We start from the raw sequence: 22688 nt of genomic DNA on the forward strand, positions 1-22688 counted from the left end.
GCTATTTCCCGGCGCTTTCCCGTGCCCCCTGCCGCAGGGCGCGCGCGGCGATAAAGCGGCGGCGGCGGGCCAGTTCCAGATTGATCAGCGCCCCCAGAAGCACCGAAAACCCGCCCAGAAAGAACCACATCAACAAGGCGACGACCGCCCCGATCGAACCATAGATGCGGTTATAGCTGTTGAAGCTGCTCAGATAGGACGAGAACCCATAGGACACGACCGCCCAGGCCAGCGCCGCGAACAGCGCGCCCCAGGTAAAGATCGGCGTGCGCGGCGCTTTCACATTCGGGCCATAGCGATAGATGATGCCGATCACCACCATCACGATAAAGAACACCGCCATCCATGGCAGCGACCCCAGAAGCCAGTCCCGCATCGGCGTTTCGGGCAGAAAGTTAAAGGCGATGGGCACGATGATGATCGTCACCAGCCCCAGCACGATCACCCCCACAATCGCCAGCGTCAGCACATAGGCCAGGATGAAACCGGTGACCGTGGAATGCGACCGCACGCCATGCGCGGCGTTCAACCCCTGGATCAGCCCGCCGACCCCCTGCCGCGCCGAAATGGTCGCGATCAGAAAGGAAATGGCCGTGGTCCAGCCCAGTTGCGTCCGCCCCGCCGCGATCAGCGAATTGATCTGGCCATAGATGATCTGGCCCGCGCCTTCGGGGATGAATTCGTCGGTGGTGTGGATATAGCCCTCGATCAGCGCGGGATCGAGCCACAGCCCCCATAGCGCGAACAGCGCCGCCAACCCGGGAAAGACCGCGAACATGGCGTAAAAGGCGATCCCGGCGGCGATCAGGCTGATATGGATCTTGTCCATCCGCTCGAATATCGCCTGAATGAACAGCCAGATATCCCGGATCAACCGCCTGCCTCCGTCTTTGCCCGACCGACCTTTACCCGACCGACCTGCCCATGGGGCGGCCTCTTGATGGTTTCGCCGTCTTTATGCGGCATCAGGCCTTGCCCGACTTGTAGCGAAGCCACACCGCCTTGTCGCCCATTTTTGCAATGAACGTTGCGTGCGCTTCGGCCTCGGCCGGGGTCAGGCGGACGTCCAGCGGGCGTGGACGCGGCCCGCGGGGTGTCGCCCCCGCTGCCCCGCCGCGCCCGCCATCGCCAAGGCCCAGACCGGCCCCGACATCCAGAACCAGTCCCGGCTGACGACCCCCCATCAGCGCCAGATAGACCTCGGCGAGCAGCTCGCTGTCCAAAAGCGCGCCGTGCAGCGTCCGGTTCGAGTTGTCGATGCGGAACCGCCGGCACAGCGCGTCGAGTGAATTCTGTGCGCCGGGAAACTTGCTGCGGGCGATTTCCAGCGTGTCGACGGCGCGGGAATAGGGCATCACCCTGTGTCCCGCCCATTTCAGTTCCGCGTTCAGGAATTTCATGTCGAACTGGGCGTTATGAATGACCAGCTTGGCGTCATCGCCGATGAAATCGACGAAATCCTGAACGATCTGCGCGAATTTTGGTTTGTCACGCAAGAAATCGTCGCCCAGCCCGTGAACGTCGAATGCCTCTTTCGGCATTGGGCGTTCGGGATTGATATATTGGTGATAGGTCCGGCCCGTGGGCAGGTGGTTCATCAACTCGACCGCGCCGATTTCGACGATGCGGTCGCCGGTTTCGGGGTCGAAGCCGGTGGTTTCGGTATCAAGAACGATCTCACGCATGGGGCTTTTCTGCCATGATGCGGTCGCAGATGTCCATGATCGCCGCCCGCGCATCCGCCATCGTGTCCGAAGGGATGATCCAGTCCGCGCGCCGGCGCTTTTCCGCATCCGGCATCTGGCGCGACAGGATCATCTGGAAATTTTCCTCGGTCATGCCGGGGCGGGCCATGACGCGGGCGCGCTGTACCCCTGCGGGGGCCGAGACCACCGCGACCCCGTCCATGGCCGCATCGGCGCCGGTTTCATACATGAGCGGGATATCCAGCACGACGATGGGCGCATCCGCATGACGGGCCACAAAACCCGCGCGATCGGCGGCGACCAGCGGATGCACGATCCCTTCGAGCCGCTGAAACCCCAAAGGGTCCGCGGCCAGTGCCCGGCGCAGCGCGGCGCGGTCGATGCCGCCGTCCCGTTCGGTGCCCGGAAAGGCCGCCGCCACCGGTGCGACCGCACCGCCCCCGGGCGCGTAAAGTTCATGCACCGCCGCATCCGCGTCCCAGACCGGATGGCCAAGCTCGCGAAACATCTGTGCGGCGGTCGACTTGCCCATGCCGATCCCGCCGGTCAGGCCCAGCCGAAAGCTCATCCCAGAACGGCCTGACGCAGGGCGTCGTCCACCTCGGGGCGCTGACCGAACCAGCGTTCAAATCCCGGCGCGGCCTGATGCAAGAGCATGCCCAGCCCATCGACGATCTCGCATCCCCGCGATTGCGCCTCGGCCAGAAAGGGCGTGATCAGCGGCGTATAGACCAGATCGGTGACCAGCGTGCCCGGCGCCAGCGCGTCAAGCGGCACGCGCAGCGGTGGCTTGCCCTCCATCCCCATCGAGGTGGCGTTGACGACGGTCATCGCGCCTTCCAGCATATTGCCGGCCTGGGCCCAGTCATAGACCACGACCTTGGCGCCGAATTCGGCCTTGATCTGTTCGGCCCGGATGCGGGTGCGGTTGGCGATGCGCAGCTCGGGCACCCCGCTTTCCAGAAGCGAGGCGACGACGGCCCGCGCCGCGCCCCCCGCGCCGATCACCGCCGCCGGCCCAAGATCGGGGATCCAGCCCGGCGCATTCTGGCGGATATTGGCGATGAAGCCATAGCCATCGGTATTGTCGGCGTGAATCTTGCCATCGGGACGAAAGATCAGCGTGTTCGCCGCCCCGATCAGCGCCGCGCGATCGGTCACGACATCGGCCAGCACCAGCACCGATTCCTTGTGCGGCAGGGTCACATTGGCGCCCACAAAGCCCATGCGCGGCATGGCGCGCAGCACCTCGGCCAGATGTTCGGGCATGACCGGCAGGGGCAGGTAATGCCCGTTGATGCCATAGCGTTTCAGCCAGTGCCCGTGCAGCCGGGGGGAACGCGAATGCGCGATCGGCCAGCCGATCACCCCGGCAATCGGGGCGTGATGAGGTTGCGGTGGCTGGGTCGTGTCGGTCATGGCGTGTCAGTCTTGGCGGGGCTGGCGATCATGGCGGTCGAGGGGCCCGGACCCCGGAATGGCGGGCTCGGGCTGGGATTGACAAGTGCCGCCCGCCCGCTGCGGGGTCAAGCCGCTTTGGTCACTGCGTTGCGGCGACATGGCAGGAATGTCACCCCGGGATGCGATCATGGCACGCCGATCTCGGGCAGCTCGCCGGTGTTCAGCACATCCTCAAGCGTCAGCGATTCGATTAGCAGCAGATAGGACCAGAACACCTGTCCGAACATCTTGCGCAGCCGGCAGCTGGCCTCGTCGCTGCAATCCTCGCAGCGCTGATAGGAATGGCGCGACAAACAAGGCAGTGGCGCAATCGGACCGTCCACCTGACGCAGCAAGGTGCCCAGCGAAATATCCTTGGGCTGCGCGACCAGAACATAGCCCCCGGCCCTGCCCCGGCGCGACCCGACATAGCCCGCATTGCGCAGATCCAGCATGATATGTTCCAAAAACCGCTTGGGGGCGCCCGAGCGTTGCGCGATTTCCTCGATGGTCAGCGCGTTTCCGCCGGCTGCCACCTCATCCGCGAGCGTCATCAAGGCCTTGATGGCGTATTTGGTTTTCTGAGAGATCATAGTGAATCCTTAGTCAGCGCGCGCCGGTTCTGCAACGCTTTCGGCAGAATTTCGCGCTTGGCGCTGCATTGCCAAGGAACTATCGCCAAAGCGTCACGGTTCTGACACATTCCCTGCGCATTCCTGCCGCGCAGCAGAAGGAGAAGATCATGCGCATAGCAGTTCTTGGCGGAGATGGTTTTGTCGGTTGGCCGACGGCACTGCATCTTTCGGATCTGGGTCACGACGTTCATATCGTCGACAACCTGTCGCGGCGCTGGATCGATACCGAACTTGGTGTGCAATCGCTGACGCCGATGGATTCGATTCAGGAACGCTGCCGCATCTGGCATCAGGAAACCGGGAAGCGCATCCATTTCCACCTGCTGAACCTGGCCACCGAATATGAGCGGCTGAAAGGCTGGCTCTCCGAACAGCGTCCCGACGCGGTGATCCATTTCGCCGAACAGCGCGCCGCGCCCTATTCGATGAAAACCGACCGCCACAAGGTCTATACCGTCAGCAACAATACCAACGCCACGCATAACCTGTTGGCGGCGCTTGTGGAAACCGGCATCGACGCGCATCTGGTCCATCTGGGCACGATGGGGGTTTACGGCTATTCCTCGGTCGGGGCGCCGATCCCGGAAGGGTATCTCGACATTCGGATCGACACGCCCACCGGTCCGCGCGACCAACAGATCCTTTATCCGACGCGGCCCGGCTCGGTCTATCACATGACCAAGAGCCTCGATCAGATCCTGTTCCAATTCTATGCCCAGAATGACGGGCTGCGCATCACCGACCTGCATCAGGGGATCGTCTGGGGCACCCATACCGACCAGACCCGGCGCCATGAACAGCTGATCAACCGTTTCGACTATGATGGCGATTACGGGACCGTGCTGAACCGTTTCCTGATACAGGCGGCGATCGGCTATCCCCTGACCGTGCATGGCACCGGGGGCCAGACCCGCGCCTTTATCCACATCCAGGATTCTGTGCGCTGTATCGAGCTTGCGCTGAAAGATGCGCCGCAATCGGGCGAACGGGTGCGCATCTTCAACCAGATGACCGAAACCCACCGCGTCCGCGATCTGGCCGAGATGGTGGCGCGGCTGACCGGGGCCAAGGTCGCCTATCTGCCCAACCCCCGCAAAGAGGCCGATGAGAACGACCTGATCGTCAGGAACGACCAGTTTCTGGCGCTGGGCCTGCAACCGATCACCCTTGCCGACGGGTTGTTGTCCGAGGTGGTCGAGGTGGCGCGCAAATACGCCCATCGCATCGACCGGACCCGCGTGCCGGCGGTGTCGGCATGGACTAAGGACATCGCCACGCGGGTCGAGCACGACCCCGAGGGCAAGCGGCTGCGTTCGGTGTCGTGACCGGCGGCATCCGGGCCGATGGCAGGGCGCGGTCGAACCGCGCCTTTGTCACGCTGGCGACCAATTCCGATTACGTCATCGGGGCGGCGGCGCTGATCCGGTCGCTGCGCCGGACGGGCACCACGGCCGATCTGGTGGTGATGTATACCGATCTGCCGGGGGGTGATCTGGCGCGTATCTCCGCGCTGGGCGCGCGGCTGGTACAGGTGGATCTGTTGCCGACCTCGGACGCGTTCAACGCGCTGCATGGCCGCGACCGGCTGCATGGCGCGGCACCCTTTACCAAGGGGGAAAAGCCGCCCTTTCACACGCCTCTGGACAATTTCGCCAAGCTGCGGCTTTGGCAGCTGGATTATGAGCGCGTGGTCTTTATCGACGCCGATGCGATTGTCTTGCAAAACATCGACCGGCTGTTCGATTACCCGGAATTTTCGGCCGCGCCGAATGTCTATGAATCGCTGGGCGACTTTCACCGGCTGAATTCGGGGGTGTTCACGGCGCGCCCGGGGGCCGCAACCTTTGACGCCATGCTCGCGCATCTGGACCGCCCCGGCCAGTTCTGGCGGCGCACCGATCAGACCTTTCTGGAAAGCTATTTCCCGAACTGGCACGGGCTGCCGGTCTTTGACAATATGCTACAATATGTCTGGATGAACCTGCCGGATCTGTGGCGTTGGCAGGATATCCGCATTCTGCATTTTCAATATGAAAAGCCCTGGCAGATACACGCAAAGGTTGATGATCTGAACGTGCTGATCGAGCTGTGGCGCGCGCATGCGGGCGATGGTCCGGTGCCCGATCCCGCGACCCTTCCGCCGCCGCCCGGGGCGGGTCCGGGGCGGGCATGAAGATCGCGCTGACCGGGGCTTCGGGTCTGGTTGGGGGGTGGATTGCGGCCGCCGCGCGCCAGGCCGGGCATCAGGTGCGGGCCCTGTCCCGCCCGGATTGGGCGCTGGGCGATGCGCCGGATCTGCGCGGTTGCGACGCCCTTGTCCATGCCGCGTTTCAGCACGTTCCCGGCCGCTATCGCGGCGGCGAAGGCGACGATCCGCAAGGGTTCATCCGCGCCAATCTGGACGGCACGCTGACCCTGTTCCGGGCGGCGCGGGACAGTGGCGTCGGGCGGGTGATCTTTCTGTCATCCCGCGCGGTCCATGACGGGCATCCGCCGGGGATGGATCTGCCCGATGAGCTTTCTCCTTTTCCATCAACGCTTTATGGTGAGGTCAAGGCCATGGCCGAGACCGCGCTGGCCGACATGGCCGGCCCCGGCCTGCGCACGGCCAGCCTGCGGCCGACCGGCGTCTATGGTCCCGGCACGCCGCAGAAATGGGCCGGGCTGATCGACGGCTTTCTGGCCGGCACGACCCCCGCCCCCGCCGTCGCGACCGAGGTGCATGGCGCCGATCTTGGCGCCGCCGCGATGCTGGTGCTGAACGACCCGGACATGCGTTCAAGTTACAATATCAGCGATCTGGTGCTGGATCGTCGCGATCTGCTGGCGGCGGTGGCCCGCCTGACGGGGTGCGGGACGCCCTTGCCCGAGCGGGCGGATGCTTCGGCTTTGAAACGTCCGATATGTGCGCGGCTGTCCCGACTGGGCTGGCGTCCGGGGGGTGGCGGAATCTTGCTTGCCGATTTGCCCCGGATTATTAACCATGCTACACGTTAGACGGTATCCAGCCTGAGCTGCCTTCCGCCGCCGTCAAGGGCGTCGCTCTGGATCGTTCTTGCCCAGATTTGTCTATTTTATCGTGGTGTATATATGCGTATCCTTTCCATACTCTGCGGTTTGTGGTTCGCCGTAATGGCGGGTTTTTTCTTCGCTTTTTCGATTGCCGTCATGCCAGGATTGCAAATGGTGCCCGGCAGCACCGGCATGGCCATCATGCAGTCGCTCAATCAGTTCGGCGCGAATCCCCTGTTCGGTCTGGGGTTCTGGGGCGGTGCGATTCTGGCGCTGGTCAGTGCCGCGCTTGCGCTTACCTCGCGCTGCGAGGGCTGGGTGGCGCTATTCACGGGCTGCATGCTTTACCTGATCGGCGGGGTTTTGCTGAGCCTGGTGGTGATCACGCCGCTCAGCGACGAGCTGGCGGTGCTGTCGCCGCAATCGGCGCATGGCGCGGGGGTCTGGCTTGACTATCTGCGCGACTGGTCGCTGTTCAATCAGATGCGCACGGTGCTGTGCATGGCGGCGGCGGGCTGTGCGCTGACCCCGCTGGTGCGGATGCCGATGAGCTATTGGCGCGTCGCCGGCTGATAATCACGGCTGTCCGGGTTTTCTGGACAGCCTTCCCGATCTGCGTCAGACTTTGCCGGGCAATTCAGAACCGACCGGCAGGAAAGGCTTACGCATGACCCAGCCCGCAGAGACCGAATTCACCGGACATTGCCTGTGCGGCAAGATCAGCTTTCGCGGCACCTATGACGCCACGAACGACTTGCAGGCCTGTCATTGCGGACAGTGCCGGCGCTGGTCGGGCCATATCTGGGCGGCGATCCTGCCCAGCTCGCTGGAGATTGGCGGCACCCCGAAATGGTATCGCGCCTCGGATTTCGCGCGGCGCGGCTTTTGCGGCGATTGCGGATCCTCGCTGTTCTGGCAACGCGACGGATCGCCCATCATCGACGTGGCGGCCGGCGCGATCGACAGCCCGACCGGGCTGCGGCTGCTGGGCCATATCTTTGTCGCGGACAAGGGCGACTATTACGACATTACCGATGGCCTGCCCCAGGACCCGCAAGAGTGATCCGGATCGCCGCTGTTCTGGCGCCGCGACGGCGGCGCAAGGGTTGACGTTTCCGCCGGGGCGTTGGATGCACCGACGGGATTGCGGCTTGGTTCGGACAGCCATCCGCGATTGCGGGGCGATTACCATCAACTGGGTTGGCTGACATGATCTGGGACACGCTTGCGAATATTCCCGTGGCGCAACTGATCGCCTTTGTCCTTGGCGGGCTGGCGCTGAATTTCGCGCCGGGTCAGGACGTGTTCTTTGCCAGCGCCTGCGGCATTCAGGGCGGGCCGCGCGCCGGTGCGCTGGCCGGTTTCGGCGTCGGGCTTGGGGTGCTGTTTCACCTGACCTTGGCGACTGCGGGTCTTGGGGCGATTGTTGCCGCCCATCCCGGCGCGCTGTCGGCGATCAAATATATCGGGGCCGCCTATCTGCTTTATCTGGCGTGGAAAAGCTGGACCGCCGGGCCGGTCGAGCCACAGGCGCAGGGCGCGCGACGGCCGTGGAGCATCATCCGGCGTGGCGCGCTGTCCAATATCCTGAACCCCAAGCCGGTGCTGTTTCTGGTGGCGTTTCTGCCGCAGTTCACCAATCCCGCCTATGGTCCGATCTGGCAACAGATCCTGGGCCTTGGCCTGATTTTCGCGTTCACCGGCACGCTGGTGACCATGGGTTACGGCGTGGTCGCGGGCTATGCCGGCCATATGCTGGGCAAGCGTCTGGGCCTGTTGAACAAGATCGCGGCGGTCATGTTTGCGGGACTTGCCATCCGGCTTGTCGCAAAGTGAGCTTCGTCTATATCCCCACCTCTGACGAGGCAGAGGTGATCCATGCGGATCATCAGGTGCTGGTCGTCAACAAGCCCTCGGGGCTTTTGTCGGTGCCGGGCCGGGGCGAGGATCGCGCCGATTGCCTGATCGAGCGTCTGCGCGGGGCGTTTCCGACCGTACTGCTGGTGCATCGGCTGGATCTGGACACCTCGGGGGTGATGGTGTTCGGCCTGACGCCGCATGCGCAGCGCAATCTGTCCAAACAGTTCGAAGAGCGGCGCACGAAAAAAGTCTATGTCGCCCGCCTTGCCGGCCGGCTTGAGCCGCGCACCGGGACCGTCGATCTGCCGCTGATCGTGGATTGGCCGAACCGGCCCCGCCAAAAGGTCGATCACGATCAGGGCCGCCCGGCCCAGACCGACTGGCGGGTGATCCGCGCCGACGACAATGAGACCCGGGTGCGGCTGATGCCCCTGACCGGGCGCAGCCATCAGCTGCGCGTTCATATGGCGGAACTGGGCCACCCGATTTTGGGCGATCCGCTTTATGCCAGCGGCGCGGCGGCCGATTTCCCGCGCCTGATGCTGCATGCCGAGTCGCTGCGCTTCAAGCATCCCGAAACCGGCATCAGCCACAATTACGTGGCGTCCGTCCCGTTCTAGCCGCCGGTCACGCAGGTTTCATCCCGAAACCCGCCAACACTGCCTAAGGTTGCACCCGTCACAACCAAAGGAGCGATAGAGATGACGGATATCCAGATCAGCCGCCGCGCAGCCCTTATGATGGGCGGCCTGCCCGTGCTCTTGGCCCTGCCGGCACAGGCGCAAACCGCCGCGGCCAAGGCCCCCGAATTTCCCGGTCAGGCCCATACCATCAAGCTGGGCGCGTTCGAGGTGACGACGCTTCTGGGCGGCGAAAGCATGCGCGAGGATCCGATCGCGACCTTTGGCATTGGCGTCGATCCGGCCGAATTCGAAAGGGTCAGCGCCGAAAACTTCATTCCCGCCGACCGCAGCGGAAGTTCCTTTACCCTGACGCTGGTCAAGACGCCCGATGCGCTGGTCCTGTTCGACGCCGGCATGACCCCCGAAAACAACAAGGCCTCGCTGGCCGCTGCCGGCTATGCGCCCGGGGATGTGACGCATCTCGTTCTGACGCATATGCATCCCGACCATATCACCGGGCTGATGGCGGGGGGCGCGCGGAATTTCCCCAATGCCCAGCTGATCTTTCCCAAGGTCGAAAACGACCATTGGGCCGCCAATCCCAGCGAGGCCTATACCGCCAATGTCGCCCCGCTGGTCGAGGGCGCCCGCCAGATCGCCGATGGCGATGAGGTGCTGCCCGGCATCCGGGCCGAGGCCGCCTATGGCCATACCCCCGGCCACACCACCTATCTTTTGGAAAGCGACGGGCAAAAGCTGCTGATCACCGGGGACAGCTTCAATCACTATGTCTATTCGGTCGAACATCCCGAATGGCATGTGCGCTTTGACATCGACAAGGATGCGGGCGCGGCCGCGCGGGCCAAGGTGCTGGCGCGACTGGCCAGCGAACGCATTCCCTGCATCGGCTATCATATGCCCTTTCCGGCGCTTGGCTTCATCGCCCCGGCGGGTCAGGGGTCATACCGCTATGTTCCGGCGACCTATCAATTCGCGGGCTGATCCCCGGCCGGCCTGTCCCCGGGTGGGCCGGCCCGACCCGTTGGCGCGGCGGGGCTGATTGACACGGCCCGGCGGCGCATCCTATCAGGCGATCATGTCCGCCCGTCATGATCGCCTTGTCAGCTTTTTGGCCAATATCAGATATGGCGCCATCGCCAAGACACTGATATTCATAGCATTTTCCTGCGCATTGATCGGTATGGCCTCGTCGCGGGCCTGTTTGGGCGCATCGCATCCCGGCCGTGCACAGATCGTCTCTTGCGCGCTGGCGCTGACCGTCCTGACCCCGTTCATCGGCGAAGAATACAAGCGCGCGCCGCTTTATGCACAGCGCGGCATTGCCCGCGCCGATCTTGGCCGGGACGAGGCCGCAAGGCGCGATCTGAAGACCGCGCTGGCAAAGGCGACCTTTGGCCAGCCGCGTCTGGTCTTGGGGAACACCGGCATCATGGACGTCTGGAAAAGCGTGCCGTTGGAGTTTCTTGCGCACATGGAAAGGCTGGACCCGCAATCCCCGGCTGCCCGGGTCTGGACCGAGGTGCTGGCCCCCTATCAGCCGATCACCCTGAGCAAGTGACAGGCACGGCCTGTCGGACCTCGTAAAGTTCCAGCGGCAATCCGTCCGGATCGGGGAAAAAGGTAAAGCGGGCGCCGGTGAATTCGTCGACCCGGATCGGCTCGACCGTGACGCCCTGCGCCACCAGATGCGCGCAGGCGGCGTCCAGATCGTCCACCGCGAATGCCAGATGCCGCAGACCCCGCGCCTCGGGGGTCGAGGGGCGCGGCGGCGGGGCGGGAAACGAAAACAGCTCGATCTGGCCGCCATCGGGCAGCGCAAGGTCCAGCTTCCACGACTGCCGCGCGGCGCGCAGGTTTTCGGCGATGATGCGCAGGCCAAGGATGCGGGTGTAGAAATCCTTTGACCGCTGATAATCCGAACAGATGATCGCGGCGTGATGGATGCGGCGCAGCATGGCCTAGCCCAGATTAAAGACGCGCGAGGGCTGGACCTCGCCGCCCATATAGCGGCCGATGCACAGCGCCCGGCCATTGCGGCTGACCCAGACCTCTTCGCCGAATTCGGCGTGACCCAGCACCTGACCGGGATTGCCGTTCAGGATGCGCGTCGCGCCGATTTCGGTCGCGGCCATCTCGGGCAGGTCGGCCAGGGCCGACTGGATCGGCAGGATCGCCGCCTCGATCTCGGCCTGATTGGCGCGGTCGATGCGGTCAAAGGCGAAACCGCCCTCGGCATCGAACGGCCCCGACCAGATCCGGCGCAGATGCGCGACATGGCCCAGACAGCCAAGCTTGCGGCCCAGATCGCGGGCGATGGCGCGGACATAGCCACCCTTGCCACAGACCATGCGCAGATCGGCGCTATCCGGGGTCGTCGCCAGCAATTCCAGCGATTCGACCCATAGCGGGCGCGCGGCCAGTTCGACCGTCTCGCCCTCGCGGGCAAGGTCATAGGCGCGGGCGCCATCGACCTTGACGGCGGAAACGGTCGGCGGGACCTGCATGATCTCACCGGTAAATGCGGGCAGCGCATCGCGGATCATATCCGCAGATGGCCGGTTTTCTGCGGATTGAACAACCTCGCCCGAGGCATCGTCGGTCGTGGTCTCGGCGCCCCAGTTGACGGTGAAGTCATAGGCCTTGAGCGCGTCGGTCAGGATCGGCACGGTCTTTGTCGCCTCGCCCAAGGCCACCGCCAGAACCCCGGTCGCATCGGGATCCAGCGTGCCGGCATGGCCCGCCTTTTTCGCGTCCAGCGCCCAGCGGACCTTGCTGACGACATCGGTCGAGCCAATGCCTGCGGGCTTGTCCACGATCAGCCAACCGTGGATCTCGCGTCCCTTTTTGCGTGCCATTATTTCTGTTCCGTATATCCGATGATCGGCCCCAGCCGCCGGCCGAAATCGGCCCGGTTCAGCGCAGGCGCATATAGCCGCGAGACCGAGCCGTCAAAGTAAAGCGCGTCCCGCGCCCCAAGGCCGTCGCGAAACAGCCGGCCGAATTCGTGGAATGTCACCGCGCGGTCGGAAATCGCGAACCAGGCCGTCTGTCCGTCGGGCGAGACGCCGACGCCGTTCCTGATATAGCGGCTGTCGCTGTCGATCAGGAAACGCGGATGCAGCGCGCCGTCGATGACCAGCATCGGCCCCGATTGCGTGGCCAACCGGCAATCCGGGCTGGCCTTGGCAAAGGCCCGGCTTTCCACGACCTGATAGGGGCGCGCCCCGCCGGTGCAGAAAACGCCATTGGGCAGCATGCCGAAATTGTCGTTGCTGGCCCCGGTCACAAGCTCGCCCGCCGTGACGCCATCGCTGCGATATAGCCCGACGGGGCTGTAATCGGCATGATACATGCCCGCGTTCATCGCAAAACCCAGCACCTCGCCCGCGCCAAGCGTGCGGCGCACGGCGGTGAAATCACCCAGCACCTGCCCGTCGGGCCCGTTCAGCCACAGCCGCAGGCCCGGTTCCTGCGCCGCGTTCAGCGTGCAGATGACATATCCCTGTCCATCGAAATCGCGGCTTTCGCAGATATCCGCCACCGCCGGCAGGGTCATCGCGATCAGCGCGCCGAACGCCAGTCCCAGCCGGCGCTTCAGATCAATCCTCATCGTCCGCGTCATCGGGCGATTCGACGTCGCGGCGGACGCGGTCTTCGGACAAAAGGCGGCGGGTGTCGTCCATGCGGTCGAAGGTTTCGTCCAGCACGAAACGCAGCTGCGGCGCGTATTTCAGCGTCATCGCCTTGGCGACCAGATGGCGCAGCTCGGGCGCGTTGCGGCGCAGCGCGGCCAGCGCCTCCTCGGCGTCATGGCCGCCAAGGGGCAGCACATAGGCTGTCGCCACCTTGAGATCGGGCGAGGTGCGGACCTCGCCCACCGTGATCGAATGGCGGTTCAGGTCGGGGTCATGGACATCGGCGCGCAAAAGCACGTCGGACAGGGTGCGGCGGATCAACTCCCCCACGCGCAGCTGTCGCTGCGAGGGGCCGGTGCCGGAATGAAAGCGGTTCTGTGCCATGGTCGCAGATGTAGGGGGTCGCGGCCCGCGCCGCAACGGGCTACAGAGGGGGCAAAGCCGGGAATGCGGGGGTTTCAACATGGAAAAACCGGGAATTGTCATCACGGGCGCCTCGGGGCGCATGGGACAGATGCTGGTGCGCACGGTTCTGGCCTCGGATCAGGCGCGTCTGGTCGGCGCCATCGAGCGTCCGGGAAACCCATGGATCGGCCGCGATCTGGGCGAGGCGATGGGCGGCGCCCCCCTTGGCATCACCGTGACCGATGATGCGGTTCAGGCGATTGCCACGGCGCAGGCGGTGATCGATTTCACCAGCCCGGCCGCGACGGTCGCATTCGCCGAACTGGCCGCGCAGGCCCGCGCCGTGCATGTGATCGGCACCACCGGGCTGGAGCCTGACGATCTGGCGAAAATCAAGGCCGCCGCCCGCCACGCCCCGATCATCCGTGCCGGCAATATGAGCCTTGGCGTCAACCTGCTGGTCGGGCTGACCCGCAAGGTCGCCGCCGCCCTGGGCGAGGATTGGGATATCGAGGTGGTCGAGGCCCATCACAGCCGCAAGGTGGATGCGCCGTCGGGCACCGCCCTGATGCTGGGCGAGGCCGCGGCCGAAGGACGCGGCCACAGCCTTGACGATCTGCGCACCCCCGCCCGCGAAGGCATCACCGGCGCGCGCGAGACGGGCAGCATCGGATTTTCCGCCATTCGCGGCGGCGATATCGTCGGCGAACATGACGTGATCTTTGCCACGGCGGGGGAGCGCGTGATCCTGCGCCATGTCGCGACCGACCGCGCCATTTTCGCGCGCGGCGCGTTGCGGGCGGCGCTGTGGGGTCAGGACAAGGGGCCGGGCGAATATGACATGGCCGATGTGCTTGGACTTTGACCCTTTGGGGGCATAAATTCGTGCCATGACCCTGCTTGCGACGCTTGATCATGCCGATGCCGATCTGACCGCCTGTCTGGCGCGGGTGATGGCGGCGGTTCTGAAACCCGGTGACGTGATCGCGCTGCAAGGCGCGGTCGGCGCCGGCAAGACCCATTTCGCCCGCGCCTTTATCCGTGCGCGTCAGGGCGCGGCGGCCGAGGACGTGCCCAGCCCGACCTTTACCCTGGTTCAGACCTATGACGACCCCATGGGCACCGAAATCTGGCATGCGGACCTGTATCGCCTGAGCCACCCCGACGAGCTGGTCGAGCTGGGTCTGGACGAGGCGATGCGCGACAGCATCGTCCTGATCGAATGGCCCGATCATGGCGGCCCGCTGTCCGATCCGCTGATCCTTGGGCTTGAACCCATCGCCGGTTTTCCCGATCTGCGCCGGATCGCGCTTTCGGGATCGGATGCGCGCTGGGGGGGAATGGCCCGCCTGCCCGCCATTGCGCGGCTGATCCATCGCGCGCAATGGGCCGAAGCGCGGCTGATTGTGCTGGCGGGCGATGCCTCGTCGCGGCGCTATTTCCGGCTGCAGGACGGGGATCGCAGCGCGGTCCTGATGGATGCGGCACCGGGCACGACCGACAGTTATGTGGCGATGACGCAATGGCTGCGCCACCGCGATCTGCATGCGCCGGAAATCATCGCCGCCGATCAGGTCGAGGGGCTGCTGCTGATCGAGGATCTGGGCGACGATCTGGTGGCGCGCGTACTGGCGGCCGAGCCGGCGCTGGCGCCCCGGATCTATGGCCGCATGACCGACCTTCTGATCGAACTGCACGGCCATGCGCCGCCCGATTGGGTGCTGCGGCTGGACGGGCCGGAGCTGGCGCGTCAGGTCGGGCTTTTCGCCGAATATTACCCCGCCGCCGCCGGCGCGCCCGGCAAGGGCGCGGATGTGGCCGCCGTGATCGAGGCGCTGCATGCCGAACTGGCCGAGGACATGCCCGCCGTCCTTGGCCTGCGCGATTTCCATGCCGAGAACCTTGTCTGGCGGGGGGACGCGCCGCTGGGCCTGCTGGATTTTCAGGACGCGGTGGCCGTGCATCCGGCCTATGATCTGGTCTCGGGGTTGCAGGATGCCCGCCGCGATGTCGACCCCGCCATCGAGGCGGCCGAGATCGCCCGTTATATCGCCGCGACCGGGGTCGATGGCGACCGTTTCCGCGCCGCCTATGCGCTTTTGGGCGCACAGCGCAGCCTGCGGATCATGGGGATTTTCACCCGGCTGGCGCAGCGCGACGGCAAGCGGCGCTATCTGGCCTTCATGCCGCGCGTCTGGGACGCCATTCAGCGCAACCTGACCCATCCGGCGCTGGCGCCGCTGGCCGCCGCGCTTGAGGGGGTGCCCGCCCCTTCGGCCCGGGTGACCGACAGGATCGCGCAAGCATGAGCCTGCCTTTGATGATCTTTGCCGCGGGCAAGGGCACGCGCATGGCGCCCCTGACCGATGTGACGCCCAAGCCGCTGATCCGGGTGGGCGACCGGACGCTGCTGGACCGGGCGCTGGATCTGGGGCGCGGGGCCGGGCTGGACCGGGTGGTCGTCAACATTCATCATCTGGGCGGTCAGATCCGTGATCACATCGCCGGACTGGCGACCGGACCGGATATAACCATTTCCGACGAATCCGACCTTTTGCTGGAAACCGGCGGGGGGCTGCGCAAGGCGCTGCCGCTCTTGGGGCCGGGGCCTGTGATCACAATGAACCCGGATGTGATCTGGACCGGGTCGAACCCGCTCGCGGCGCTGCTTGCGGCCTGGGACGACCGGATGGACGCGCTTTTGATGCTGGTGCCGTTGGCGCATACGCATGGCCGCAAGGGTGGCGGCGATTTCAGCCTGGATCAGGCGGGCCGCCTGATCCGCAAGGGCGATCTGGTCTATGGCGGGGCACAGATCATCCGCACCGACCGGCTGGCCGGGATCGGGGACGAGGTGTTTTCGCTGAACCGGCTTTGGGATCTGATGATCGCCGAGGGCCGCGCCCATGGCCTGATCCACGGGGGCGAATGGTGCGATGTCGGGCGCCCCGACTGTATCCCGCTGGCCGAGGCATTGCTGGATGGCTGATTGGCAAAACGGCCTTTTCGCGCTGCCTTGCGGGGCCGATTTTGCCGGGGCTTTCGCTGATGGGTTGATCGCCCGGATGCGCGGCAGGCCACCCCAGGACATGGCCCGGGTGACCGTCTATGCCAATTCCGGCCAGTCGCTGATGGCGCTGCGCGAGGCGCTGATCTGGCGCGGCCCGCTGATCCTGCCGCAATTGCGGCTGATCGCCGATCTGGGCGGCGGGGCGGCCACCCCGGCCCTTGCCCGGCGGCTGGAGCTGGGCCGGCTGATCGATGCCGCGCTGCGCGCCGATCCCGATCTGGCGCAGGGACAGTCGGTGCCGGAACTGGCGGCCTCGCTGGCCGGGCTGATGGCCGAGATGCAGCTTGAGGGGCTGGATGTCACCGCGCTCGATGCCATCGACGCCCGCGATCACGCCCAGCATTGGGCGCGCGCGCTGGCTTTTCTGAAAATCGCCGCGGGCTATTACCTGACCGACCCGCCCCAGGACCGCGAAGCCCGCCAGCGCGCCGAGGCCGAGGCGCTGGCCGCGCGCTGGGCGCGGGGCGAGGCGCTGCCCGATGGGCCGGTGATCGTCGCAGGCTCGACCGGATCGCACGGGGCGACGCGGGATTTCATCCGCGCCGTCGCGCGCCTGCCCATGGGTGCGGTGGTGCTGCCGGGCTATGACCCCGACATGCCACAGGCGGTCTGGGACGGTCTGGACGCCCGGGCCGAGGATCACCCCCAGGCCCGCTATGCGCCGCTTTTGGCCGAATTCGGGCCGCCCGCCGACTGGGTGGCGGATGCGGCGCCCGACCCGGCGCGCAACCGGCTGATATCGCTGGCGCTGCGGCCGGCGCCGGTCACCGATCAGTGGATCGAGGAAGGGCCGCGCCTTGGCCCGCTGATCCCCGCCACCGAGGGGCTGACCCTGATCGAGGCCGAAAAGCCCGGCGAAGAGGCCGAGGCCATCGCGCTGATCATCCGCGAGGCGGTGGAAGAGGCGCGGCCCGTCACCCTGATCGCGGCCGACCGCATGCTGACGCGGCGGGTGCAATCGGCGCTGGACCGCTGGGGCATCATTCCCGACGATTCCGCCGGCCAGCCGCTGCCCCTGACCGCGCCGGGCCTGTTTCTGCGCCATATCGCCGATCTTTACGGGCGGGCGCTGACTTTGGACGCGGTTCTGGTGCTGTTGAAACACCCGGTCACGGCGACCGGGCTGGGCCGCGATTACCGGCGCGAACACAACCGCCATACGCGCGATCTGGAACTGCATCTGCGCGCGCATGGTCCGGTCTTTCCCGATGGCGCCGCCCTGCGCGATCTGGCCGACAGGGGGGATGAGAAAAGCAAGCCCTGGGCGCTGTGGCTGGCCGGTCTGCTGGACCGGATCCTGCCTTTGGCCGAGGATCGCGGCCCGCGCCCGCTGCGCGCGCGGCTCGCGGATCTGCGCGCACTGGCCGAGGCGCTGGCGGCCGGGCCGGGTGGCGATGCGGATGCATCCGAGCTGTGGGCCAAGGCCTCGGGCGGGCTGGCGCGCGGCGTGCTGGACCATCTCGCCGCCCATGCCGATCAGGGGCATGATCTGCGCCCGGCCGAATTTCGCGACCTGCTTTACAGCGAATTGCAGGGTCAGGCGGTGCGTCAGGACGTGGCCGCCCACCCGCTGGTCCGCTTTCGCGGCCCGCGCGAGGCCCGGACCGAGGCCGTGGGCGATGCCGCCGGGCTGGTCATTCTTGCCGGGTTGAACGAAGGTGGCTGGCCGCAGGCCCTGCCCCCGGATCCGTGGCTGTCGCGGCCGATGCGGCTGGCCGCCGGGCTGACCCTGCCGGAACGGCGGGTCGGGCTTGCCGCGCATGACTTTCAACAGGCCGTGGGTGCCGCGCAGGTGGTGCTGAGCCGCGCCCGCCGCGATGCCGAGGCCGAGACGATCCCGTCGCGCTGGCTGAACCGGCTGGTGAACCTGTTGGGCGGATTGCCCGATCAGCAGGGTCCGCAGGCCTTGGCGCAGATGCGCGCGCGCGGGCAGCGCTGGCTGGATCTGGCGGCGTTGCAGGCGCGGCCCCGGATGGCGCTTTCGCCGGCGCCGCGCCCCTCGCCGATCCCGCCCGCGCCGGCCTTGCGACAGATGTCGGTGACCGAGGTGCGCAACCTGATCCGCGACCCCTATGCGGTCTATGCCCGCCGTGTGCTGGGGCTGCGCGCGCTGGACCCGCTGCGTCCCGAACCCGACGCGGCCGAGCGTGGCAATACCCTGCACCGGATCATGGACATTTTCCTGCGCGGTCTGCCCGACCTGCCCGAGGCGCCGGATGCGATGAAGGCGCGGCTTCTGGCGATCACCCGGCAGGTGCTGGATGAGGATGTGCCATGGCCCTCGGCCCGGCTGTTCTGGCGGGCGCGGATCGCGGGCGTGGCCGACCGGCTGATCGCCGATGAGGTGGCGCGGCTTGCCCAGGGCCGCCCCGCCGTGATCGAGGATCGGGCCGAACTGTCGGTGCCCGGCGCCGATTTCCGTCTGACCGCCAAACCCGACCGGCTGGACCTTTTGACCGATGGCCGGGTTCAGGTTTACGACTACAAATCCGGCAAGCCGCCGACCGACAAGCAGATCGCGCATTTCGACAAGCAATTGCCGCTTGAGGCGGCGATGGTCGAACAGGGTGCCTTTCGTGCGCTGGGCCGCGCCGATGTGGCCGGCATCAGCTATATCCAGCTGGGCGAAGAGGGGAAAACCCATAGCCGCGATTTTGGCCCCGGATTCGCACAGGATACTTGGGCGGGTTTCGTCGATCTGATCGGGCGCTATCTGCGCGGCGAACGTGGCTTTACCGCCCGCCTTGCGATGGAACGGACCGATCATACCGGCGATTACGACCACCTGTCGCGGTTCGGCGAATGGGACCTGACCCAGCCCGCGAAACCCGAAAGGTTCGACGATGGATGAGGCGACGCTGGCACAGGTCCGGGCGGCGGATCCCGGGCGCTCGACCTGGCTGACGGCGAATGCCGGCTCGGGCAAGACGCGGGTGCTGACCGACCGGGTGGCGCGGCTGTTGCTGGCCGGGACCGCGCCCGAAAAGATCCTGTGCCTGACCTATACCAAGGCCGCCGCGACCGAGATGCAGAACCGGCTTTTGGCGCGGCTGGGGCAATGGGCGATGCTCTCCGAACCCGATCTGCGCGCCGAGCTGGCCCGGCTGGGCGAGGATACGGGCGCGGCCCCCGATCTGCGCGCCGCGCGCCGTCTGTTCGCCCGCGCCATCGAGACGCCCGGCGGCCTGAAGGTCCAGACGATCCACAGCTTTTGCGCGGGCGTCTTGCGGCGTTTCCCCATCGAGGCCGGTGTTCCCCACGGCTTTACCGAGCTTGACGACCGCAGCGCCGCCCTGATCCGTGCCGAGATCATCGAGGAAATGGCCCGGACCGAGGCGCCCGTTCTGGACGATCTGCTGCTGCTGCATTCGGGCGAACGGCTTGACGAATTCCTGTCCGGTCTGCGCGGTTTTGAAACGCCGCCTGATCGGGGCCGGCTCTGGGCCGCTTCGGGTCTGGCCCCGGACGCCGCGCTGGACGATCTTTTGGCGCAGACCTTTTCGGATGGCGCGCTGGTCATCGCGGCGCTGATCCCGCATCTGTTGAAAAGCGGCGCGAACGACCAGAAGGCGGCGGCCAAGCTTGCCGCCGGCGACTGGACGCGCCCCGGCCTGCCCGAGCTGGTCATTCTGGAAGACGTGCTTTTGACCGGCGCCGGCGCCAAAGTCCCCTTCAGCGCCAAATATGACAGCTTTCCGACCAAAGCCGTCCGTCAGGGTGCGGCCGCCGGGCTGATCGACGATCTGGCCATCCTGATGGAGCGGGTGGAATCCGCCCGTCCCCGCAGTCTGGCGCTGGATCACGCCGAAAAGACGGCGGCGCTGCACCGTTTCGGGCATGAATTCCTGAACCGTTACCGTGCCGCCAAGGCGGCGCAGGGCTGGCTGGATTTCGACGATCTGATTGACCGCACGGCGCGGCTTTTGTCGGAAAACAGCATGGCGCAATGGGTGCTGTTCCGGCTGGATGGCGGCATCGATCATATCCTTGTCGATGAGGCCCAGGACACGAGTCCCGCGCAATGGCGGGTGATCGAACGGCTGACCGATGAATTCACCTCGGGTCATGGCGCCCGCGACGATGGGCGCACGGGCGCGCGCAGCCTGTTCGTGGTGGGCGATCCGAAACAGTCGATCTATTCCTTTCAGGGCGCCGATATCGCCGTGTTCGAGGCCCGCCGCGCCGGCTTTGCCGAGGCTTTTGCCGCGATCCAGAACCCGATGCAGGTGCTGGAACTGCGCCACAGCTTCCGATCCTCGACCGCGATCCTGTCGCTGGTCGATCAGGTCTTCGCGGGCGACGCGGCGCGGGGTCTTGGCGATCCGCCCCGGCATCGGGCGTTCCGCACCGACATGCCGGGCCGGGTCGATCTGTGGCCCGCGATCCCCAAACCCGACAAGCCCGAGCCCGGCGACTGGACCGATCCCGTCGATCGCCCGGCCGAAAATTCGGAAATCACGCAGCTGGCCCGGGCCATCGCCAATGCGGTCGGCGACATGCTGGGCGGCCCGATTTTTGACGCGAAATCCGGCGCCGTGCGGCGCATCCGGGCCGGTGACGTGCTGATCCTTGTGCAGCGCCGCTCGGACCTGTTTGCCGAAATCATCGCGGCGCTGAAATCGGCCGGCCTGCCGGTGGCGGGGGCCGACCGGCTAAAGCTGGCGGGCGAAATGGCGGTGCGCGACATCCGCGCCGTGCTGTCGACCCTTGCCACGCCCGAGGACGATCTGTCGCTGGCGGCGGCCCTGCGTTCGCCGCTGTTCGGGCTAAGCGAAGAACAGCTTTACCACCTGGCGGCGGGGCGCAAGCGCGGGGAATATCTGTGGCGGCGGCTGCGCGATTCCAACCATCGCGCGGCGGTCGATCTGTTGTCGGACCTGATGGGGCAGACCGGCTTCATGCGGCCCTATGACCTGATCCAGCGGCTGTTGATCCGCCATGACGGGCGCGCGCGGCTGTCGGCGCGGCTGGGCGCCGAGGCACAGGACGGCATCGACGAATTGCTGTCCCAGGCGCTGAGCTATGAATCCGGCGAGACCCCTTCGCTGACCGGTTTTCTGGTCTGGCTCAGCGGCGACGATGTCGAGGTCCGCCGTCAGGCCGGATCGGCCGGCGAGGATGGCGAGGGGCTGATCCGGGTGATGACGGTCCACGGCTCAAAGGGGTTGGAAAGCCCCATCGTCATCATGCCCGACAGCGCCAAACGCCAGTCGCCGCGCGAAGGTCAGATGCTGATCGCCCCCGATGGCACCGCGCTTTGGCGCGGCCGCAAGGAGGAACGCCCCGATCCGGTCGCCGAACTGGCCGCCGATCAGACCGCGCGCCAGTTGCAGGAACGAAAGCGCCTGCTTTACGTCGGCCTGACCCGGGCCGAAAGCTGGCTGATCGTTGCCGCGGCCGGCGAAACCGGCGCGGAGGAAGACAGCTGGCATGCGATGGTCGAGGCGGGTTTCGGCCGCAGCGATCTGGACGAGACGCGTATCCCCGCGCCCTGGGGCGGCGAGATCCGGCGGCTGAGCCATGGCCAATGGCCCGAGGCCGCGCCCGAGGGGACCCGCGCCGCGCCCGCGCCCCTTGCCGCGCCGGGCTGGCTGAACGCGGCGCCGCCGCCCATGCCGGAAAAGCGCCGCGCGGTGGCGGCGACCTCGCTGGGCGGGGCCAAGGTCGTCGCGGGCGGCGATGGCGATGCCGAGGCGGCGATGCTGTTCGGGACAAGGCTGCATCTGCTTTTGGAACATCTGCCGGGTCGCGATCCCGCCGATTGGCCGACCGTCGCCCGCGACGTGCTGGCCGATTCCGAGGGCGGCCTGCCCGAACCCGCCGCGCTGGCCGGGCTTTTGGACGAGGCGCGCGAGGTGCTGACCGCGCCGGCGCTGGCCGAGGTCTTTGACCTGCCCGAGGGGGCCGAGGTCATGGCCGAATTGCGGCTGGCCGTGCCGTGGTTCGGGGGGGTGCCGCTGAGCGGACAGATCGACCGGCTGGTGATTGCGCAGGACCGCGTGCTGGCCGTCGATTACAAATCGAACCGCGATGTGCCCGCGCGGGCCGAGGATGTGCCCTTGGGCATTCTGCGGCAGATGGCGGCCTATCGCGCGGCGCTGCGCCAGCTTTGGCCCGAGCGCCGGATCGAGGTCGCGGTTCTGTGGACGGCCACGCGCAGCATCATGGGCTTGCCGGACGCTGTTCTGGACGGGGTGATGGCGGGTCTTGACCCGGCCGGATCGGGTACCTAGCTGTTTGGGGACGTTCCTGCCGGCATGATCCGGCGCATCGCAGGAGAA

The 22688-nt window shown here is 66.4% G+C and carries 23 protein-coding genes; 14 read left to right on the plus strand and 9 right to left on the minus strand.

Features of this window, described 5'->3' with window-relative positions:
• Position 1: 1 nt before the first annotated feature.
• The 5 genes from ACFOMH_RS05095 to ACFOMH_RS05115 form a co-directional block, all read right to left on the minus strand.
• Positions 2–874: a YihY/virulence factor BrkB family protein gene (locus ACFOMH_RS05095; RefSeq protein WP_374425730.1), complete on the minus strand. Its 873-nt coding sequence runs from the start codon at positions 872–874 to the stop codon at positions 2–4.
• A gap of 91 nt (positions 875–965) precedes the next feature.
• A complete protein-coding gene (gene dnaQ / locus ACFOMH_RS05100; RefSeq protein WP_377743048.1) occupies positions 966–1685 on the minus strand; it encodes a DNA polymerase III subunit epsilon in 720 nt (239 codons plus the stop codon).
• A complete protein-coding gene (gene coaE / locus ACFOMH_RS05105; RefSeq protein WP_377743050.1) occupies positions 1678–2274 on the minus strand; it encodes a dephospho-CoA kinase in 597 nt (198 codons plus the stop codon). Before coaE ends, dnaQ begins: the two co-directional genes overlap by 8 nt.
• Positions 2271–3125: a shikimate dehydrogenase gene (locus ACFOMH_RS05110; RefSeq protein WP_377743051.1), complete on the minus strand. Its 855-nt coding sequence runs from the start codon at positions 3123–3125 to the stop codon at positions 2271–2273. Before ACFOMH_RS05110 ends, coaE begins: the two co-directional genes overlap by 4 nt.
• Before the next feature lie 167 nt (positions 3126–3292).
• The gene (locus tag ACFOMH_RS05115; protein WP_377743053.1) at positions 3293–3739 is read right to left on the minus strand and encodes an RrF2 family transcriptional regulator; all 447 of its coding nucleotides are present in this window, start codon (positions 3737–3739) and stop codon (positions 3293–3295) included.
• A gap of 149 nt (positions 3740–3888) precedes the next feature.
• Here ACFOMH_RS05115 and ACFOMH_RS05120 point away from each other — a divergent pair, with 149 nt between their 5' ends.
• The 9 genes from ACFOMH_RS05120 to ACFOMH_RS05160 all read left to right on the plus strand — a co-directional run bounded on the left by ACFOMH_RS05120 (position 3889) and on the right by ACFOMH_RS05160 (position 10855).
• The gene (locus ACFOMH_RS05120; protein WP_374425725.1) at positions 3889–5106 is read left to right on the plus strand and encodes an NAD-dependent epimerase/dehydratase family protein; all 1218 of its coding nucleotides are present in this window, start codon (positions 3889–3891) and stop codon (positions 5104–5106) included.
• Positions 5103–5954 (plus strand): glycosyltransferase, encoded by an 852-nt coding sequence (locus ACFOMH_RS05125; protein WP_377743054.1) that lies wholly within the window; start codon positions 5103–5105, stop codon positions 5952–5954. The genes ACFOMH_RS05120 and ACFOMH_RS05125 overlap by 4 nt, the downstream gene beginning before the upstream one ends.
• On the plus strand, positions 5951–6778 hold the full coding sequence (locus ACFOMH_RS05130) for an NAD-dependent epimerase/dehydratase family protein (protein ID WP_377743056.1): 828 nt from the start codon (positions 5951–5953) through the stop codon (positions 6776–6778). The genes ACFOMH_RS05125 and ACFOMH_RS05130 overlap by 4 nt, the downstream gene beginning before the upstream one ends.
• A gap of 171 nt (positions 6779–6949) precedes the next feature.
• Positions 6950–7366, plus strand: coding sequence for an anthrone oxygenase family protein (locus tag ACFOMH_RS05135; RefSeq protein WP_374425722.1), 417 nt, complete (start codon positions 6950–6952; stop codon positions 7364–7366).
• A gap of 94 nt (positions 7367–7460) precedes the next feature.
• Positions 7461–7856: a GFA family protein gene (locus tag ACFOMH_RS05140; protein ID WP_374425721.1), complete on the plus strand. Its 396-nt coding sequence runs from the start codon at positions 7461–7463 to the stop codon at positions 7854–7856.
• A gap of 146 nt (positions 7857–8002) precedes the next feature.
• Positions 8003–8629: a LysE family translocator gene (locus tag ACFOMH_RS05145; protein ID WP_377743424.1), complete on the plus strand. Its 627-nt coding sequence runs from the start codon at positions 8003–8005 to the stop codon at positions 8627–8629.
• Positions 8626–9273 carry an RluA family pseudouridine synthase gene (locus ACFOMH_RS05150; RefSeq protein ID WP_377743057.1) on the plus strand — a complete coding sequence of 216 codons (648 nt, stop codon included), beginning with the start codon at positions 8626–8628 and terminating at the stop codon, positions 9271–9273. The genes ACFOMH_RS05145 and ACFOMH_RS05150 overlap by 4 nt, the downstream gene beginning before the upstream one ends.
• An 81-nt stretch (positions 9274–9354) precedes the next feature.
• Positions 9355–10278 (plus strand): MBL fold metallo-hydrolase, encoded by a 924-nt coding sequence (locus ACFOMH_RS05155; RefSeq protein ID WP_377743059.1) that lies wholly within the window; start codon positions 9355–9357, stop codon positions 10276–10278.
• Positions 10279–10372: 94 nt separating this feature from the next.
• Positions 10373–10855, plus strand: a complete 483-nt coding sequence (locus ACFOMH_RS05160; protein ID WP_377743061.1) for a hypothetical protein — start codon at positions 10373–10375, stop codon at positions 10853–10855.
• Here the strand turns inward: ACFOMH_RS05160 and gloA2 are convergent.
• From gloA2 to rbfA, 4 genes are read right to left on the minus strand one after another with little or no spacing between them, the layout of a single operon-like run.
• Entirely contained in the window at positions 10839–11252 is a 414-nt protein-coding gene (gloA2, locus tag ACFOMH_RS05165; protein ID WP_377743063.1) for an SMU1112c/YaeR family gloxylase I-like metalloprotein, read from the minus strand. The two genes, ACFOMH_RS05160 and gloA2, sit on opposite strands and share 17 nt — an antisense overlap.
• Before the next feature lie 3 nt (positions 11253–11255).
• Positions 11256–12152, minus strand: coding sequence for a tRNA pseudouridine(55) synthase TruB (gene truB, locus ACFOMH_RS05170; protein ID WP_377743064.1), 897 nt, complete (start codon positions 12150–12152; stop codon positions 11256–11258).
• Positions 12152–12907, minus strand: a complete 756-nt coding sequence (locus ACFOMH_RS05175) for a phosphodiester glycosidase family protein (protein ID WP_377743066.1) — start codon at positions 12905–12907, stop codon at positions 12152–12154. Before ACFOMH_RS05175 ends, truB begins: the two co-directional genes overlap by 1 nt.
• Positions 12897–13316, minus strand: coding sequence for a 30S ribosome-binding factor RbfA (gene rbfA, locus ACFOMH_RS05180; protein ID WP_374425713.1), 420 nt, complete (start codon positions 13314–13316; stop codon positions 12897–12899). The genes ACFOMH_RS05175 and rbfA overlap by 11 nt, the downstream gene beginning before the upstream one ends.
• Before the next feature lie 79 nt (positions 13317–13395).
• Here rbfA and dapB point away from each other — a divergent pair, with 79 nt between their 5' ends.
• The 5 genes from dapB to addA are packed head-to-tail and all read left to right on the plus strand — an operon-like array spanning position 13396 to position 22640.
• Positions 13396–14202 (plus strand): 4-hydroxy-tetrahydrodipicolinate reductase, encoded by an 807-nt coding sequence (dapB, locus tag ACFOMH_RS05185; RefSeq protein ID WP_377743067.1) that lies wholly within the window; start codon positions 13396–13398, stop codon positions 14200–14202.
• A 25-nt stretch (positions 14203–14227) separates the two neighbouring features.
• Positions 14228–15646, plus strand: coding sequence for a tRNA (adenosine(37)-N6)-threonylcarbamoyltransferase complex ATPase subunit type 1 TsaE (gene tsaE, locus ACFOMH_RS05190; RefSeq protein WP_377743068.1), 1419 nt, complete (start codon positions 14228–14230; stop codon positions 15644–15646).
• Positions 15643–16326, plus strand: a complete 684-nt coding sequence (locus ACFOMH_RS05195; protein WP_377743070.1) for a nucleotidyltransferase family protein — start codon at positions 15643–15645, stop codon at positions 16324–16326. The genes tsaE and ACFOMH_RS05195 overlap by 4 nt, the downstream gene beginning before the upstream one ends.
• A complete protein-coding gene (gene addB / locus ACFOMH_RS05200) occupies positions 16319–19258 on the plus strand; it encodes a double-strand break repair protein AddB (protein ID WP_377743072.1) in 2940 nt (979 codons plus the stop codon). The genes ACFOMH_RS05195 and addB overlap by 8 nt, the downstream gene beginning before the upstream one ends.
• Positions 19251–22640: a double-strand break repair helicase AddA gene (gene addA / locus ACFOMH_RS05205; RefSeq protein ID WP_377743074.1), complete on the plus strand. Its 3390-nt coding sequence runs from the start codon at positions 19251–19253 to the stop codon at positions 22638–22640. Before addB ends, addA begins: the two co-directional genes overlap by 8 nt.
• Positions 22641–22688: the final 48 nt, after the last annotated feature.

This window comes from Paracoccus mangrovi (assembly GCF_042648425.1).
Classification (GTDB): Bacteria; Pseudomonadota; Alphaproteobacteria; order Rhodobacterales; family Rhodobacteraceae; genus Paracoccus; species Paracoccus mangrovi.